This is a genomic window from Arcicella rosea (genome assembly GCF_040543805.1).
Classification (GTDB): Bacteria; Bacteroidota; Bacteroidia; order Cytophagales; family Spirosomataceae; genus Arcicella; species Arcicella rosea.
The window spans coordinates 83,984-101,382 of sequence record NZ_JBEUMS010000019.1 but is presented as its reverse complement, the minus strand read 5'-3'; the positions used below and the strand labels follow the sequence as shown (position 1 = coordinate 101,382).

The window sequence follows — 17,399 nt, the reverse complement described above, 5'->3', positions numbered from 1 at the left end:
TTATGCTGATTTAGCAATCTTTTCCATGATTTGGTGATTCTCACCAAACCGACAAAGAGCTTCACAATGTTGGCGAAGTTCTGAGAATAAAATATATTTAATGGGCGTTTTGATTTGTTTGATAGATGGGCGTGAAAGTTGTACAATCACATCTTTTTCTCGACTATTGGGTATTACTAGATAGAAAACTTCATCCCCATCAGCAATCGAGTAAGAGAGGTCTGTTAATCGTAGAATGCCTGAATATATACTAGTGCTTTTCTCTACTTCAAAGGCACAAATCACGTTGTTAGTTCCTTTCTCGAACCATAAAACATCAATCAATTTAATGGTATTAGCGGTTTCTTTGTCACAATTAATGGTTGGGAATTTATCCGGACTTATAAACGAAAAACTTTCCCCTTCATAAGACCTTGAACGGTCATTAGATGCCACAAAAGCATCATATCCCAAACTTTGTCCAATTTTTAAGAGGTGAAATTGCATTTCAGAGTGTTGATTATCTTCTTGCTTTTCCTCTTGAATTTCCTTTTGCCGTTTTTCGACACTTTTCTCTAGTTTATTTCTTTCTTCTTCGCTCAAATATTCATCGTTACCAATCAACATTTTTTGCGTTCCAATCTCAAAACAAAGCCCCGCAATAGCTCCTAAATCATTAGAAAGGTGGGCTTTGTATTTACTATTGGTCTCCAATAGTACCTCTCTAATTTTTAGGTATTCAGACCAAGAACCTAATTTCTTTTTATCGTTGAATAAAACATTAAATCCATTCACGATTGCGGTATTGAATGGCGGAAATAAGGTAGGATGCAGAAAATATAAAATACTCCCAACGGCTGGACCTAAACCTTTTATTTTTAAAGCATCTAACCGTACAATTTCTTTAATAATTTGTTCTTCAGATTTGGCATTAATACAGTTTCCTAAAAATTGTCCAAAAGCCATTTTATTCCCTTGATGCTCATAAATGTCAGGAATCCGTAGTTTTGGTTTCCAGTAAAATGGATGCGAGACACCTACAAATATTTGTTTCTGTTCTGCTATACAACTTAATACGAATTCTAGGGAACTACCCTTAAAATCGTTTGGGAATGTTTTGTTTTTTATATCTTCCACCACTTGTAAAACACCTCTTCTAATAGTCCGAAAAGCTTTTAGGCGTTGGTTATTATCAATGAACCACGTATTAAAAACACTTTGATTGTCGCTTTTATATTGAGTAATAATGTGGTTTAAACCTGTATTCATAGTTGATGGGGTTCAATAGATAAATTCTATATTTTGTAGGGGATATTTTGCTTTTTCTATCGGGGTCTCTACTTAAGGGAATACCATTCGTTAAAAGCGTTTTTAATATCAATCAATATAAGTCTATCCAAAGGATAGGCGAGCTATGGACAGTTTATTCTATTGAATAAATTTTTTTATTATAAAAAAGACAATTTGTTTTTATTTTTTTAAAATTACTGCTGTGGTATCTAGTGAATTTATTCAGCAAGTATATCATATACATTATAGTAATTGTAGAAAAAAATATTGCAACAAATAGCCATGATTTTAAAAAGTAGTATAAATAATTAATGGAATATCTCATTTCTAACTTGCTTTCAATTCTCCATCTCAAGTAACCTACTTCTCTGATTTTTTTCCCTTCTTCCGTTAATATAAAATTACATTGATTGAGTCTATAAATTATATTTTCAGACTCTAATCTATTAATCAGATTATCTATCTCAGAAATTGGAATATTCAATTTTTGGGAGATTTGGTTAATTGAAGTTATATAGAATTGTCTATCGAATATCATTATTAGTTTATCTATTATCATTTCAGTTTTATATTTTTTAACATTATTAATAACGTACTAATATTTTAAGGTAATAATTACATGTAAAATTAATTAACCACGTGTTGAAAATACCTTGGTTGTCGGTTGTAATGGTGATTGTTTAGCGTTTAAATCCTATTTTATAGAATCTTCCGTTTGTTTTACCTCAGTAAGTTCCATACTACATTTAGAACAATTGCCACCTTTTTTACACCCTTCCTTCTAGGTGCTATTCGCAACAATTCGCTCCCGTCTGTACAGATGGACATTTAACCGTTCCATAACTACAATAAACACAGCAGTCTCCTGATTGCGGTTTTAAAACAACTTTACACTTTTCGCATTCATAAAAGAATTGGCAAGCATCAGTAGGCATCGTTTCTAATTTTCTATGACCACACTTAGGACAAGTAATGATAGATTCTAACTCGGTGGAATTCATGTTGGTATTTATTCGCTTACGTTGAATATAGAAATTGGAAACTTGTGCGATTAAAAGTCCCAGTATTCCTGCGTAAATAATGGAGTGGTTAAAATCATCATCAAATCCATAAAATATAATGAATGTGCTAGCTAGTGCTAAACCCAAAATCCAAACATTGCGGTTAGCTGCATAATTAAGCGTTAAATTGACCAATGAGAAAAGAACCATATATTGAAAAATGAGCATTGTCCATTTACCAAATAATTCAAAAGTATCAGTTGCTACTCCAAAACCAGCCAGTATAAATCCAAATATTGGAAAGCAACAAGGCGAAACAATCACGGTAAAAAATAATCCAATGATACTTAAGAAGGAAGATGTTTTATTATTCATCTTTTACTTGTTTTAAAAATAGGAAACAAGAAATAATATTGGTTATGTTTCCTATCTTGATGCTAAAAATCAATGCTTATGCTCTTTCATATCATCTTCGGGCATACAATGGTTTTCGTGTAAACAGTGAATTGCACAGGCAGCTTGTTGTTTATAATTATTGTGTAAGAGCATCACTATCTCACCTTTAGCGTTTGTCACCTTACACATTCCCGTATGGTTCGCTTTTCCAATGGTATATTTCTCTTCATTCCCCTTAAAATAGTAAACAAATGAGTTCCCATTTTTAGGAGCTTTACCGATTACTTTGCCTGTTGAATCCACCACATTTCCATTACCATCAATTCGGGTCATTGATTTACCCGATGGGTCAAAACTACCTTCTGGGGTCATTTTACCAATAATCGAATTGTGGTTCATAATATGCCCTTTATAATCAACCATTGGCGTTGATTTTTGAGCGAATACGCTTAGTGAAGCGATAAAAAAGAGGACGATTATTGCGATATTTTTTTTCATTTTTTTTGCGATACGTCGCCACGTTTGGTTAAATGGTATTTCTAAATTTTTAAACTTTTTAATCTCAAAGCATTTCCGATTACAGATACTGAACTCAAACTCATGGCTAAGGCGGCAATCATGGGAGAAAGTAAAATACCAAAGAATGGATATAAAACACCTGTGGCAATTGGAATGCCCAATACGTTGTAAATGAAGGCAAAAAATAGATTTTGCTTAATATTTCTCATCACAGCATGGCTCAAATTTTTGGCTTTTATAATTCCTTGTAAATCCCCTTTTACCAGTGTTATTTTAGCACTTTCAATCGCAACATCAGTTCCTGTTCCCATCGCAATTCCGATGTCAGCTTGTGCCAAAGCTGGAGCATCATTTATGCCATCACCGGCCATTGCCACTATTTTCCCTTCGGCTTGCAATCGTTTAATTTCTTTTAATTTATCTTCTGGCAAACACCCAGCTTTGTATAAACTCAAATTTAGTTCTGTTGCCACAGCTTTTGCAGTATTTTCATTATCCCCCGTCAGCATTATCACTTCAACTCCTTGTTGCATTAATTCCTTAATAGCATCCTTACTGGTTGCTTTAATGGCATCTGTTATTGAGACAAAACCAACCACAGTTCCTCCAATAGAAATATAAGAAACCGTTTTGCCTAATTTCTGTTCGGCAATGACTTTTTGTTCAAAATCTTCTGGAATTATTGCCCCTTCTTGATTGATTAGATTTTTATTACCCAAAGCTACTTTATTATTAGCTACTGTTCCGATAACGCCTTTACCAGAAACAGCCTCAAAATCTTTAACTTCTATTAGAGAAATGTTTTTTGCCTTGGCGTATTTTACAACCGCCTCGGCTAACGGATGCTCACTATTTTGATTAAGGGATGCTATGTTTTGTAATATTGTTTCTTCATCCAATTGACTTGAATAAACTTTTTCTACGGTGGGTTTCCCTTCGGTAATTGTGCCTGTTTTATCCGTAATTAATACATTTATTTTGTTCAAATTTTCTAAGGCTTCGGCATTTTTTATCAAAACGCCTGATGTTGCACCTTTGCCAACGCCCACCATTACGGACATAGGTGTTGCCAATCCCAAAGCACATGGACAAGCAATTATCAACACCGCAATGGCATTAATAAAACCGTAAACTAAGGCAGGTTCTGGTCCAAATTTTGCCCAAGCCAAAAAAGTTATAATTGAAATGATAACCACAATGGGAACAAAATACTTAGCGATATTATCAGCTAATTTTTGGATGGGTGCTTTGGAACGACTGGCATTATTAACCATTTGAACGATTTGAGAAAGTAGGGTTTCTGCCCCTACTTTCTCCGCTACCATCACAAAAGATTTGTTCCCATTTATCGTTCCTGAACTTATGGAATCACCCATTATTTTATCCACTGGAATTGGCTCACCCGTTATCATGGATTCATCTATTGTACCTTCACCATCAGAAATTTTTCCATCTACGGGAATTTTATCGCCTGGTTTAACCCGTAATAAATCTCCTTTTTTAATATCGTGAATTGAAATAATACTATCATTCCCATCTTTAACCAAGGTAGCTTCGGTGGGAGCTAATTTTAGTAATTCCCTGATTGCGCCACTGGTTTGGCTATGGGCTTTTGCTTCTAATAATTGACCAAATAAAACCAATGTCAAAATAACGGCGGTAGCCTCAAAGTACAACGCAACTGTTCCGTCCATGCTTTTAAACTCATTAGGGAACAAATTTGGGAATAACATTCCGACAATACTGAATAAGAAAGCTACACCCGTACCAATTCCTACGAGCGTAAACATATTGAGATTCCAAGTGATAATTGACTTCCAAGCTCTCACAAAAAACATCCAACAAGCATAAAAAACTACTGGCAATGTTAGAATAAACTGAACATAATTCCATTTTTGCATACCCATCATTTTCATTAATGGGTTGTCGTGAATCATAGAAATCATGGCAATCAAAAAAACGGGAATTGTAAAAAGCATGGCAACTTTCATTTTCTTCCACAAATCGTCATACACCTTACTTTCATCGCTATCACTTGGTTGCATCGGCACTAAATTCATCCCACAAATCGGACAAGATCCAGAGGCATCTCTAATGATTTCAGGGTGCATTGGGCAGGTATATTGGGCTTTTTGTGATAAGGTTTGCTCTTGAACTAAGTGCATCCCACAAATAGGACAATCACTCGCTTTATCATACATTTTTTCCCCTTCGCAATGCATGGGGCAATAAAATTTACCAGTGCCATTTGCTGATGGAATCACTCCCTCTGCTTGCTTCATTTCATCATGTGATGTCATTTCTGAGCCATAAGTATCCTCAACAACATAATTTCCTATCTTAGAAAGTGCCACTTGTAACTTATTGGTAGCAATATGTTGGTGCATCGTAATTGTAGCAACTGGTGGGTTCAACGTTACTACGGCAGATACTCCTTCCACTTGATTAAGCGTTTTCTCAACATTTGAACGACACCCATTACAAGTCATTCCCTTTATACTATACGTGTGTGTCATAGCTTTGCTATTTTACAAAAAACGAAATAAGTACTTGGTTTCCATACAAAAAATCATGTCGTTCTTCATGTTTTCATCCTTAAATTGTTACATTCTAATAATTTAATTTAATATGATATAAATATCTGATTATTAGAACTTTAATTGTTATACAATTTCGGGTATATTTTATATAATTATTGGATTTGTTCGTTTACTTCAACGTCTCCGATACCTTTCCACAAGTAAGCATACTTTTCCCGTAATACGGATTTTTCACCGCAGCGTTATCACTCAGCCAATAGGCTTTTGCCATTGGGCAGTATTGTTGATAGATGGGGCTTTCGTTGGCATTTAAGCCTTTTAGTAGGGCAAAAACATTATTCGATAAATCATTAAAATGCTCTCTTTGGTGCTTTACATCCTTCGTTTCATTAATATGGCTAGCATCAAATTTAATTTTTTCGGATAGCCCCATGAAAACAGTGTGTTGTTGAGGACTTAATTTTGCCATTGGTAGTGCTGAAATGGTCTTTACTAATTCACCAGCTTGCACATTGGCAGTATTTCCATCATCGGCTATTAAAGCATTTTTCAAAGCATAGTAATTGCCTAAACTTTTTGTGATGCTTGCCTGTACTTCTGCATCCAATTTTGGTTTTTGTACAGTATTTTCCATTTTCATGTCTCCCATACTTTTACCCATATCGTGTTCAGCGTGAGCATTGGAATTGGTTGTTTTTACACCCATTGTTTGTTGCCAAGTAGCAATTTTTTTCTCCCAATTTTGGGCAATTGGAATGATATTTTGCTTTTTCGCTAATTCAACAGCTTTCTGTGCTACTGGAATTGCTTCGGTAAATTTGCCTTGACTTTCCAAAATCTTAGCTTGCAAATTAGGATAATAAACATTGTCCATTTCCATCATCCTTGCTTTGGCAATCCATACATTTGCTTGGTCTGGTTCGATTTTTTGGTTATAATAATATTCAGCAGCTTGATAATAGAGCTTTGCATTTTCTGTTTTTAGCTTATTTATTTTGTGGTCAATATCTGCCAAAATGCGTTCTTTGGCACTACTTACCAAATCAAACTTAACCATTGTGCTTTCCCACAAAATGTAAAGCATTCCGTTATCTTTCACAATATCAGAGAGTTCAATCGTGAAGGTTTCGTAAAAACGAGGAGCTTTTTCGGGTTTCACAGTAAAACGAAGCACGTCCTTTTTCTCATCGTAACCACTTGTTCCGTGTAAAGTCGTGTCAGTATTTAAGATGATTGTCCACTGCTCAATATTGGGAATGGTAAATAACGAATATTTCCCTTTAGCTATTTTCTTTCCGCCAATGGTAAGTTCATCATTGAAACTAATCGTGCTACAGTTACTCGCACCTGTCCGCCAAATCGCTCCATAAGGTATCATTTTCCCAAAAATATCCCGTCCTTTTACGCTTGGGCGAGCGTAATCCACTTTGATTTTGGTGAATCCCAAGGTCTGCGTAAATGAAGCCGATGGACTCGGCTCTGGAGTGTTCAATTGTGCTTCTGCTGAAAAGCAAGCGAGCAATGAACAGATAACTAATATTTTTTTCATGATTTTTGAATTTTATGTTTTATAAATAGTCGAACAGATAAGTGTTAATCAATGATGTGGTTTGGCATCTATTTACAACAACTTTTCATTTAAATTCAAATTGTATTCCGTTACAACGATTGAAAACACATTTTTTCAATCGTTGCTTTACACATTTAACAAATGGCAGAGACTGCAATTTTTACCATTTCTAATTTTGGAGCAGGATTGATGCTAACAACGGAAGACATTGTTAGCATGAGGGTTAAAATGTGTAATTTTCATTAAATGGAAATTTTAAGTTTAATTGATTTTCTAAGTATTGTTTTTTATCTAATGACAATTCCATTTGGTTTTTTTCCAACCGCAATCGTTTTTGTAACCTTGTGTTGCATCACATCAATTACTGAAACATTGGCTGCTTCTTGGTTAGTAACATAAGCCATCATATCTTTAAAAGCAATGGCGTGGCTACCCGCTGCGGTGGCAAATGCTCCTGTGTAAACCATTTTTCCAGTAGCATCTTTTGTCCACCAATGCACCTTCCCAGCCATTGGGTCTGTTACCCACATTTCCTTCATACCGCCTTGGTATGCTACAAAACCCGGCATAAAGCCTAACGCAATAGTTTCTACCACTTTCAAGGTTTTTACATCAATAATTGATACAGTTTGCCCCTCTTCATTGTCCACGTACATTCGATTATCCGAACCCGTCCACGCTCCCACAGGATTCATTCCAACAGGAATCGTAGCTAAAATGGTTTTGGTATTTGGATTAATCGCTGTTACAGTATTATCCATTCCATTTGCAACAAAAGCAGTTGTTCCATCATTGGAAAACGTAATTTCAGCAGGCTCTTTTCCCACTGAAATCGTATTTTTCAAAGTATAGGTAGTGGCATCATAAACCAATATTTTTCCTGCTTCATCCATTTGAGAAGTCCAAATTTCCTTTCCATCGGTCGTGTAAATAGCATTATGATTCATCATTGGTACATCAATCAACTTTACATTTATGCCAGAGCTTGCATTTAGAACAGCAACTTTTGCTCCGCCCGAATGGCTTGCAGTCGTTCCATGTCCTTGACTCAAATCTGCTCCTGGAGCTGCAATGGCAATCTGACTTTTACTAGGATTCAAATAAATATGATGTGGATATTGTAAAAACATCGCATTTGCTCCATGAGCCATTCCCGACATATCATCCGTTAATTGTATCAAATCGGCAACTTCATTGATATTTAAGTTGATAATGGATATCGTACTACTCTCGCCATTGACAACATAAGCGGCTGGATAATTTATATTTAGTTGAGGAACTTCACTTGTCTTACTTATGCAACCACCTAGCATTAGAGTAAAAATGGGAATGATTATTTTTTTCATCTTTGCGTTTTGACGTAATCAAGAATGTTTCTTTAATAGATATTTTTCTTTAATAATTCTTTAAAATGTGTCGTGTTTTCGTATAATCTACTACTTTTTAAATTGCATTTGCGTTGTACTTCAGGATACTTGTTCACTAACTTGATTGATAATCTCAATAATTGAATTTCTTTTGAAACCGTTACTGCATCGGTATTACCCATGATATGCTGGCGTTAGTTTCAAAGCTTTCCTAATAAGTTGTCACAGGTAACTTACGCTGATTTTTATAAATAGAAACAAGAGTGGAATGAAACATAAACGATACAGTTTAGGTTAAAAATTGAGTTCATTTTCTTGGTAAAATCAAGAAAATAGTAGGCAATTCTAACCAACAGTATCAGATAAGAAACGATTGAATAAAAACAAGAAGATTTCGTCCTGAAAGTGGCGGTGCTGGACTGTAACGATGAGAAATCTGAAAAGATACAGCTTCAGATACCCAGACAGAGATAAATGATATTTTTGGGGTAATATCAATCCAATCATGATGCACAAACCCTTGCGCTACATCATGACCATGAGAAGCATTGGGCGTAATTTTTAGAAAAGTTTTGTGTTCTTCGCAACACTTTTTCTTCTTAATTACTGATGTACTTGATTGTTTTTTGTGCTGAATTTTATTCGCACAACATTGTGGTGGTTTTGTAAAAATGAACGTTTGCTTACCTTTTATCTTGCAATAATGTTCAATCATGGAAAAGCCTGTACTCATAAAAAGTACCTGCATTGCCATTAGCAAACAAAATATGCGAGTCAAACGTGTTTTCATTATTTCAGCTTGAATACAAAGGTATTAATAAGCTTATATCAAGTTGTTACATTTTGAGTCGTTTGTTTTATATAATTTTCGGATTGTATAAAAGGAATTATACTTTCTAACCCCTCATTTCTTATCTCATATCAAGGATAATCAAGAGTTGAATAAGGATTGAAACTCCAATTCGTGCAAATCGACCGAATTCATGTATATGACTACCAAAACTCCCAATAGTACATGTTAGGTTTAACCAATCTAAAACGACTTTTATGGGCTAATCTTTCTCTAAATAGGCAACAAAATGTAGGTGTTATTTCCACTAATATAGCCCAAGCAAGTGTTCCAATCATGAAATCGTGTGTAGCCTGAGCTTTCATTTCATGATGGGAACTCTTGCAATCACTTCCAAAGACTGTCTTCGTAAGCCTTGTGTATCAGCCCAGAGAAGGCTGTCTTTGGACAACAGTTATGCCGATTTTCAGGTTCTTCTTTTAATTCATCTCTTCTTTTTTGATGTATTCTTCCAAATTATTCTTTTTAAATTTTGAATAATACTTTAAGTTATTATCTTTACTTTAAAATTAGTTATATACACACTAAACTATATTTATATGCAAGCGCAATTATCTTTCAAAAACTCTGTCATTACTGAAAAACAGAAAACAGTCGTTGCTTTTTTAGAAGCAAACAATCCTGACATCTTGGATTATTATCCAAAAAACGATTTGGAAACACTTATCAATCAAAGAATTCAGCACTATTATAGTGAATTGGAAAGGCTTATACTCCTAGGTTTTCAATCAGCTGAAGCTGAGGAAATGGTCTCTAAAAATCTCTTTGATTTTCAGACGAGCTACTCAAGACTGTATGATATGCTGGTGGAGCAATACGCCTTTAGTATTGATGTTTTTGATGCTGAGACTAGCGCAAAAATGCGCTATTTCTCTAAAGAATACCGCTCTTTGATTGATGAAGAGAAATCTATCTCAACACTGATTGAATCCTTTTTCCTGGATTAAATCAACTTCATTAAACACACACAGTACTACATTATTCTAAACCTCCTATCTAAAATGTCCTATCATAAGAAGCAAGTCCTCAAAGATAATTTGGAGGGACTCAAAACTGCGTACCAAATCCTCGATGAAAAAAGAGTTGCCAGTCCTGAGGAGAAAGAGATTCTTTCAGCATTTAAAGGTTGGGGTGGTCTAAAAGAATTACTCTTGCCTTTGGATAATATCTCTTCTTGGAGTTTAGAGTCTCTAAAAATTAAACCTCACATTGAAGAATTACATGCTTTCTTATCCTCAAAGCCAAACTACGAGCAAAATATCGAGAGTATCAAAAACAGTATTCTCACCAGCTTTTATACTTCCCCTGAACTCATTCGCTCCATTGGAAATGCCCTGCTAAAAAATGCTGTGAAAGCTGATAATTATCTTGATCCAAGTGCGGGTTCTGGATTATTTTTTAGCGAGTTTCAAAAACTGGGAATTGCCATGAAAGATAGCTTACTCTTGGAGAAAGATGATTTAACCGCTAAAATCTTAAAGGCTCTTCATGCGAACAGTGTAAATGCTCCTTTTGAAACTGTTGGAAAACATAAAATGGGTACTTATGATTTAATTTCTTCCAATATTCCTTTCGGTGATTTTAAAGTTTTTGACCCTATATATAATCTCAATAAGAATAAAGTAAAACGACAGGCGAGCAATCATATTCATAATTTCTTCCTTATCAAATCACTTGACTTGTTGAAGGAAGGCGGGGTTTTAGCGCATATTATGCCTTATGGTGTTTTGGATAGTCCAGTTAATTTACCCATTAGGCAATTTGTAATGGCTAATGCTAATCTTATTTCAGCGATTCGATTACCTCAAAATACTTTCTTAGATGCCGGGACTCAGGCTGGTGCTGATTTATTGATTTTACAAAAGACTGGTCCAAAAACTTCGCTGAATCCAATGGAGCAATCTTTAGTGCGAACTGCTTTAATCACTAATGAGCAGTCATCTCACAAATTTCAACTTAATGAATATTTCCACCTGAATCGTAATGCTATCATTTCTGATGAGTTGACCTTCGGGAAAGACCAATATGGAAGACCCAATTTAGCGTATTTAAAAGCGGGTGGACTCCTTGAAATCTGTAAAGCGGTGGATGAAATTTTGGCATCTGATTTCAAGAAAAACTTTACCATTAATCTTGCTGTGAAATCATCTGAACATTCTCTTTTTCAAGCTATTTCTGTCAGTAAGAAAGCTAATCTTTTCCAGTTAGACCTCTTTGCTCCTGCTGCTCCTGTTAATCCTATTGAAACCACTTTATCAATTACGCCAGCATTGCCCAAAAACATTCCTTATAAAACGCCACTGACCGAAAGCGATATTGATGGTCAGTTTGTCGTTGAAAATGAGAAGTTATACAAGCTTAAAATTGATGTTGGTGCTAATTACCTTGTTCCCACTGACTATACTTTGGAACTGCAAAATATGTATTTGTCTGTGATGCAAATCCGTAAAACTTATGATGATTTGTATCGCTACGAATTAGCCGAAAAAATTGAGCATTCCTTTTTAAGGAAATTACTCAATGAACAGTACGATAACTTTAAGAGTGTTTATGGTTCTCTTAATACCAATAGAATTTATTTAGACGAAGACCCTAAGAATAAGCAAGTTTTCGGATTAGAGCGGGTTGAAAATAAAGAGTTTGTCAAGTCGGATATTTTCTATAAACCCGTTGCTTTTAATCAAGTACATGATTATTCTGTCAAGGATGCTTTCTATGTTTCGCTCAATCAATATGGGTTTGCTGATACTGGTTACATAACTAAACTTAGTCAACATAATGAAGCAGCAATTGAACAGCAATTATTAGCGGATAAACTTATTGCTTTTAATCCTAAAACAGCAAGGTTTGAGGGTTTTGCTTCTGTCATTTCAGGGAATGTGGTCGAGAAAATCAATTGGTTAGAAAACAATCTCCCTAACATTGAAGACCAGCAAAAAAAAGAAAGATTACAGCATACTTTAGATTGTTTAAAGGAGGTTCTCCCCACTCCTATTAGTTATAATGATTTAGATTTTAATCTGGGTGAAAGATGGATTTCCCCTAAAATCTATGAACGCTTTGCTCGGCAGCTCTTCAACAGTTCAAGTATTACGGTAGATTATTTAGAAAATACTGATAACTACATGATTAGATACCAAAAGTATGAACGCAATGAGAATATTAATACTTTGTATGCCGTTACTGCCGACAACAATAAAGTAAATGGAATTGATTTGCTAGAACATGCTTTGTACAATACTACGCCAAAAATGGAAAAGTTAATTGGCTATGATGTTGACAGAGGTAAAAATATTTATGTAACTGATAAAGATAAAACCATCTTAGTCAATAACAAGATTGAAGATATTAGAAACAAATTCATCGCCTTTTTGAATGAACAAGACATTGATTTTAAGAACGATTTAGCCAAAACTTATAATCAGAAGTTTAACTGCTACGTAAAACCTCAATACGATGGTGGACATTTAACTTTCCCTCAATTAAACTTACAGAATTTAGGTATTCCTGATTTGTATAAATCCCAGAAAGATGCCGCTTGGGCTTTGATTCAGCAAGATGGTGGAATTGTTGACCATCAAGTGGGTTTAGGTAAATCATTGACGATGATTGTAACAAGCCATGAAATGAAACGCTTAGGCGTGGCTAATAAACCTTTGATTCTTTGCTTGAAAGCGAACATTGCTCAGATTGCTGAAACCTATAAAAAGGCTTATCCTAATGCTAGTTTACTTTACAGTGGTGATGTTGATTTTAGTAAAAAGAATCGGGAGAATATCTTCAATCAAATCAAGAATAATAATTGGGACTGCGTTATTCTTACCCATGAGCAGTTTAGCAAAATACCTCATTCTCATGAAGCCTTTTCGGCTGTTCTTGGAGATGAATTGAATAACCTGAACAAGGATTTGAAGGTGATGAATTCGATGTCTCAAACGTATGAGACCAAACAACAATACAAAGGCTTACTGAAACGTCAAGCTAATTTAGAAAGTAAGCTTAAGACCAAAATGGAAGCGATTAAAGAACATCGTGATGATGTGCTCAACTTCGATTCTATGGGGATTGATCATATTTTTGTCGATGAATCGCATATTTATAAAAACCTTACTTACAGTACTCGTCATAATAATGTGGCTGGACTAGGAAGTATGGAAGGAAGTGATAGAGCTTTAAATATGTTGGTTGCGCTACGAACTTTACAAGAGAAAAAAGGGAGAGATTTAGGGGTTACTTTTCTGTCTGGAACGCCCATTTCGAATTCTTTGAATGAACTGTATTTGTTATTTAAATACCTTCGACCCAAAGAATTAAAGAAACAACAGATTTTTAATTTCGATTCTTGGATTGCTACTTATGGGGTTAAATCAACCGAGTACGAAATCTCCATCACCAATAATATCATTCAGAAAGAACGTTTTAGAGAATACATCAAAGTACCTGAATTAGCTATTTTCTATAGTCAAATTACAGACTATAAAACAAGTGATATGGTTGGCATCTTTCCAGCCAAAGCTAAAACAGAATTAGTGGTTTTACCACAAACCAAAGAGCAACAAGACTTTTCTTTGCGTTTACAAGATTTTGCTAATACTGGTGATGGTACCTTAATCTATCGTAATCCTTTAAGTGAAAGTGAAGAAAAGGCGAAGATGCTAATTGCCACCAATGAGAGTAAGAAAATGGCATTGGATATGCGTTTGATTCATCCTAGTTTTAACGATGATGTCAATAATAAAATCAATCAATGCTGTCATAAAGTATTAGATTACTATCAGGAAGGTAATCACTTTAAAGCGACTCAAATGATTTTCTGTGATTTAAGTACTCCTTCTTCTAAAAGTACTGGCTTCAATGTTTATTTTGCTATTAAGGATAAGTTGATAGAAAAAGGCTTAAAGCCAGAGGAAATTGCATTTATTCAATCTTTCAAAACGGATAAACAACGAGAAAAACTCTTTGAAAAAATGAATAATGGTGAAGTGAGAGTTTTGATTGGCTCAACAAGTACTTTAGGTACTGGCGTAAATGCTCAGCGTCGTATGATTGCCATGCATCACCTGGATATTCCATGGAAACCTTCTGAATTTGAACAGCGCATTGGTCGAGGTGCTAGGCAAGGTAACGAATATGCCATGAAGTTTAATAACAATGAAGTACATAATTTTGTCTATGCCGTTGAACAGACGCTAGATTCCTATAAATTCAATCTTCTGCTTAACAAGAGTATTTTTATCAATCAGATTAAATCGAATCAGCTAGGTGTACGAAAAATTGATGAAGGCGGTATGGACGAAGCCAATGGTATGAATTATGCCGAGTACTGCGCCATTCTTTCTGGAAATACCATGCTTCTTGATAAAGCAAAATTAGAACGTGAGCTTGGAAAGGTTGAATCTGAAAAGTTTATGTTTTTGAAAGATCAACGATTGGCTGAAGAAAAGATAGAGGGTTTGGAAACTTCCTTACGGCTAAATGAAATAAAAAAAGAAGCATTGCTGAAAGATCAAAAGTTCCTTTTAGACCAACAAGTAGATTTTAAGTCAGAAAAAATTAATCTTGACAAATACCTGGTTAATTCACAAAGCTTAGAAAGTTTTATTACTCGTCATTCAGATTCACTTTTTGATAAAAAGGAACTTGATATAAGGACTGAAAAAGGACTAGGCACATATCTTGTTAAATTAAGAGATAGCATTGCTCAAGAAGGTATTACGGAAGTAGGCACTTATGCAGGATTTAAAATGTATTTTGAGGCGACTAAGATAAGGGACTTTGATAACAGAGTAAGTTTAGAGAATATCTTAATCTTGCAGGGACAGAGTAATGAAAAGTATGCTTTCAATGGCGGTTATCTTGCCAGTACGCCAGACATTGCTGTACAATATCCTCAAAGAGCACTCCTCAAAATTCCTGTATTATTAGAAAGCGTTCAACAGAACATTGAAAACATTAACAAGAACATCAATGATTTAAGAAAGTTTATCCAAGAGGACTTTAAAGGAGAAAATGAGCTGATCAAAGTCAAAAAAGAACTTGACTCCCTAAAAGAAAAAATTGATCAAACCATTGAAAAGAAGGAAAAGTCCATCAATATTACTCCATCAAGCAATGCTGAAGAGCAGGTTAATGAGATGGAAAAGAAAGGGATGAGAGTTAAAATTTGAAATAATCAGATTAATTCATAATGTTTGATATTATAAACATTAATTGTATATTTGTTCATAATATCAAACATTATGAATACTAAAGCAACTATATTATTACCGACTGCTGCTAAAATATTAGCTCAATTAGGAGAAGATATTAGACTGGCTCGACTAAGAAGAAAACTAAGCGCTGAACAAGTTGCAGAACGTGCGGATATTAGTCGTACCACACTATGGTTAATTGAAAAAGGTACACCAAGTGTTGCGATGGGAGCATACGTTCAAGTATTATTTGTATTGGGCTTAGAAAGAAACTTTCTAAACCTAGCCAATGATGATACTTTAGGTAGAAAATTACAAGATGCTGATTTATTGGTCAAAAAACGGGCAAGCAGAAAACCTAAAGAGGCATAAGATAATGGCAGAAAAAAAACGACATATCACTGTATTTACAGATTGGGAAAGCTCAGAAATACCTCAATTAATGGGTGAATTATCTGCAACGCAAATCAGAGGAAAAGAAATATTTGCTTTTGAATATGATAAACAGTGGTTGAAAGTTAATGAATATCTCTTTTCACTTGATCCTGATTTAGCATTATATAGTGGGAAGCAATACCTAAATGATACTAAAAGTAATTTTGGAATTTTTATGGATTCTTCTCCCGACAGATGGGGACGGTTACTCATGCGTAGGCGTGAAGCCGCTATAGCACGATTTGAGGGACGCAGAGAACAATTACTTTTTGAAACAGATTATCTTTTGGGTGTCTATGACCAACATAGAATGGGGGCAATACGATTTAAGGAATCTATTGAGGGGCCATTTTTAAATGATAATAAAGCAATGGCGGCTCCACCTTTTACCTCTTTAAGAGAATTAGAGCAAGCTAGTCTTCTACTTGAAAAAGATGACAGTGTAGATAATCCTGACTATTTAAAGTGGTTAAATATGCTCATTGCTCCTGGTTCATCTTTAGGAGGTGCAAGACCCAAAGCAAGTATTGTGGATACCAATAACCATTTATGGATTGCAAAATTCCCAAGTAACTTTGATAATCGAGATACTGCTGCATGGGAAATGGTTATTTATGAATTAGCTCAAAAATCGGGTATTCAAATGTCTGAAGCAATGATTCAAAAGTTTAGTGGTCATCATCATACTTTTTTGACAAAACGTTTTGATAGAGTTAATAATAAAAGGATTCATTTTGCCTCTGCTATGACACTACTAGGACATACCGATGGAACAGATTTTCAAGATGGGGTAAGTTACTTACATTTAGCCGAATTTATCATGCGAAATGGCTCAAACGTTGAGGGTGATTTAGAACAGCTTTGGAGAAGAATTGTCTTTAATATTTGTGTCTCTAATACAGATGACCATCTTAGAAATCATGGATTTTTATTGACAAACAAAGGTTGGGAACTCTCCCCTGCTTTTGATATAAATCCCATTGAAACCGGCACTGGATTAAAATTAAACATTTCAGAAAATGATAATGCTTTGGATACAAATCTTGCATTGGAAGTCGCTATATTTTTTAGGCTAAAACAAGAACGTGCCAAGCAAATTATTGAAGAGATTAAGGGAGTTGTGGCTGAATGGAAAACAATAGCTACAAAATATAAAATAAGTAGAAACGAACAGGAAATGATTAGCAGAGCATTTATGACAGTTTAGTGAACACTCCTTACTTTTACCTATCAATACATAAAAGAGATTTTATGTATTGAT

General features: G+C 34.8%; 12 protein-coding genes and 1 pseudogene. 4 read left to right on the top strand and 9 right to left on the bottom strand.

The window, feature by feature from the left end:
* From ABID42_RS21180 to ABID42_RS21140, 9 genes and pseudogenes are all read right to left on the bottom strand, one after another.
* Window positions 1-1,248, bottom strand: a complete 1,248-nt coding sequence (locus ABID42_RS21180; protein WP_367285372.1) for a type II restriction enzyme NmeDI-related protein — start codon at window positions 1,246-1,248, stop codon at window positions 1-3.
* Between the two features lie 809 nt (window positions 1,249-2,057).
* The gene (locus tag ABID42_RS21175; protein WP_367285388.1) at window positions 2,058-2,270 is read right to left on the bottom strand and encodes a GDCCVxC domain-containing (seleno)protein; all 213 of its coding nucleotides are present in this window, start codon (window positions 2,268-2,270) and stop codon (window positions 2,058-2,060) included.
* Between the two features lie 42 nt (window positions 2,271-2,312).
* Window positions 2,313-2,645, bottom strand: a pseudogene (locus ABID42_RS21170) (MerC family mercury resistance protein); the annotation flags it as partial.
* A gap of 69 nt (window positions 2,646-2,714) precedes the next feature.
* Window positions 2,715-3,164 (bottom strand): DUF3659 domain-containing protein, encoded by a 450-nt coding sequence (locus ABID42_RS21165; protein ID WP_367285371.1) that lies wholly within the window; start codon window positions 3,162-3,164, stop codon window positions 2,715-2,717.
* Between the two features lie 41 nt (window positions 3,165-3,205).
* The gene (locus ABID42_RS21160) at window positions 3,206-5,701 is read right to left on the bottom strand and encodes a heavy metal translocating P-type ATPase (RefSeq protein WP_367285370.1); all 2,496 of its coding nucleotides are present in this window, start codon (window positions 5,699-5,701) and stop codon (window positions 3,206-3,208) included.
* A 193-nt stretch (window positions 5,702-5,894) separates the two neighbouring features.
* Window positions 5,895-7,274, bottom strand: a complete 1,380-nt coding sequence (locus ABID42_RS21155) for a DUF2911 domain-containing protein (protein WP_367285369.1) — start codon at window positions 7,272-7,274, stop codon at window positions 5,895-5,897.
* Between the two features lie 308 nt (window positions 7,275-7,582).
* Window positions 7,583-8,641 (bottom strand): YncE family protein, encoded by a 1,059-nt coding sequence (locus ABID42_RS21150; RefSeq protein WP_367285368.1) that lies wholly within the window; start codon window positions 8,639-8,641, stop codon window positions 7,583-7,585.
* A gap of 32 nt (window positions 8,642-8,673) precedes the next feature.
* Window positions 8,674-8,844 carry a hypothetical protein gene (locus ABID42_RS21145; protein ID WP_367285367.1) on the bottom strand — a complete coding sequence of 57 codons (171 nt, stop codon included), beginning with the start codon at window positions 8,842-8,844 and terminating at the stop codon, window positions 8,674-8,676.
* Between the two features lie 176 nt (window positions 8,845-9,020).
* On the bottom strand, window positions 9,021-9,452 hold the full coding sequence (locus ABID42_RS21140; protein ID WP_367285366.1) for an HYC_CC_PP family protein: 432 nt from the start codon (window positions 9,450-9,452) through the stop codon (window positions 9,021-9,023).
* Between the two features lie 599 nt (window positions 9,453-10,051).
* Here ABID42_RS21140 and ABID42_RS21135 point away from each other — a divergent pair.
* From ABID42_RS21135 to ABID42_RS21120, 4 genes are all read left to right on the top strand, one after another.
* Window positions 10,052-10,459, top strand: a complete 408-nt coding sequence (locus ABID42_RS21135; RefSeq protein WP_367285365.1) for a hypothetical protein — start codon at window positions 10,052-10,054, stop codon at window positions 10,457-10,459.
* Between the two features lie 54 nt (window positions 10,460-10,513).
* Window positions 10,514-15,679 carry a helicase-like domain-containing protein gene (locus ABID42_RS21130; protein ID WP_367285364.1) on the top strand — a complete coding sequence of 1,722 codons (5,166 nt, stop codon included), beginning with the start codon at window positions 10,514-10,516 and terminating at the stop codon, window positions 15,677-15,679.
* 72 nt (window positions 15,680-15,751) lie between these two features.
* Window positions 15,752-16,075, top strand: coding sequence for a helix-turn-helix domain-containing protein (locus ABID42_RS21125; RefSeq protein ID WP_367285363.1), 324 nt, complete (start codon window positions 15,752-15,754; stop codon window positions 16,073-16,075).
* A gap of 4 nt (window positions 16,076-16,079) precedes the next feature.
* Window positions 16,080-17,345 carry a type II toxin-antitoxin system HipA family toxin gene (locus ABID42_RS21120; RefSeq protein ID WP_367285362.1) on the top strand — a complete coding sequence of 422 codons (1,266 nt, stop codon included), beginning with the start codon at window positions 16,080-16,082 and terminating at the stop codon, window positions 17,343-17,345.
* The last annotated feature ends 54 nt before the right edge of the window (window positions 17,346-17,399 follow it).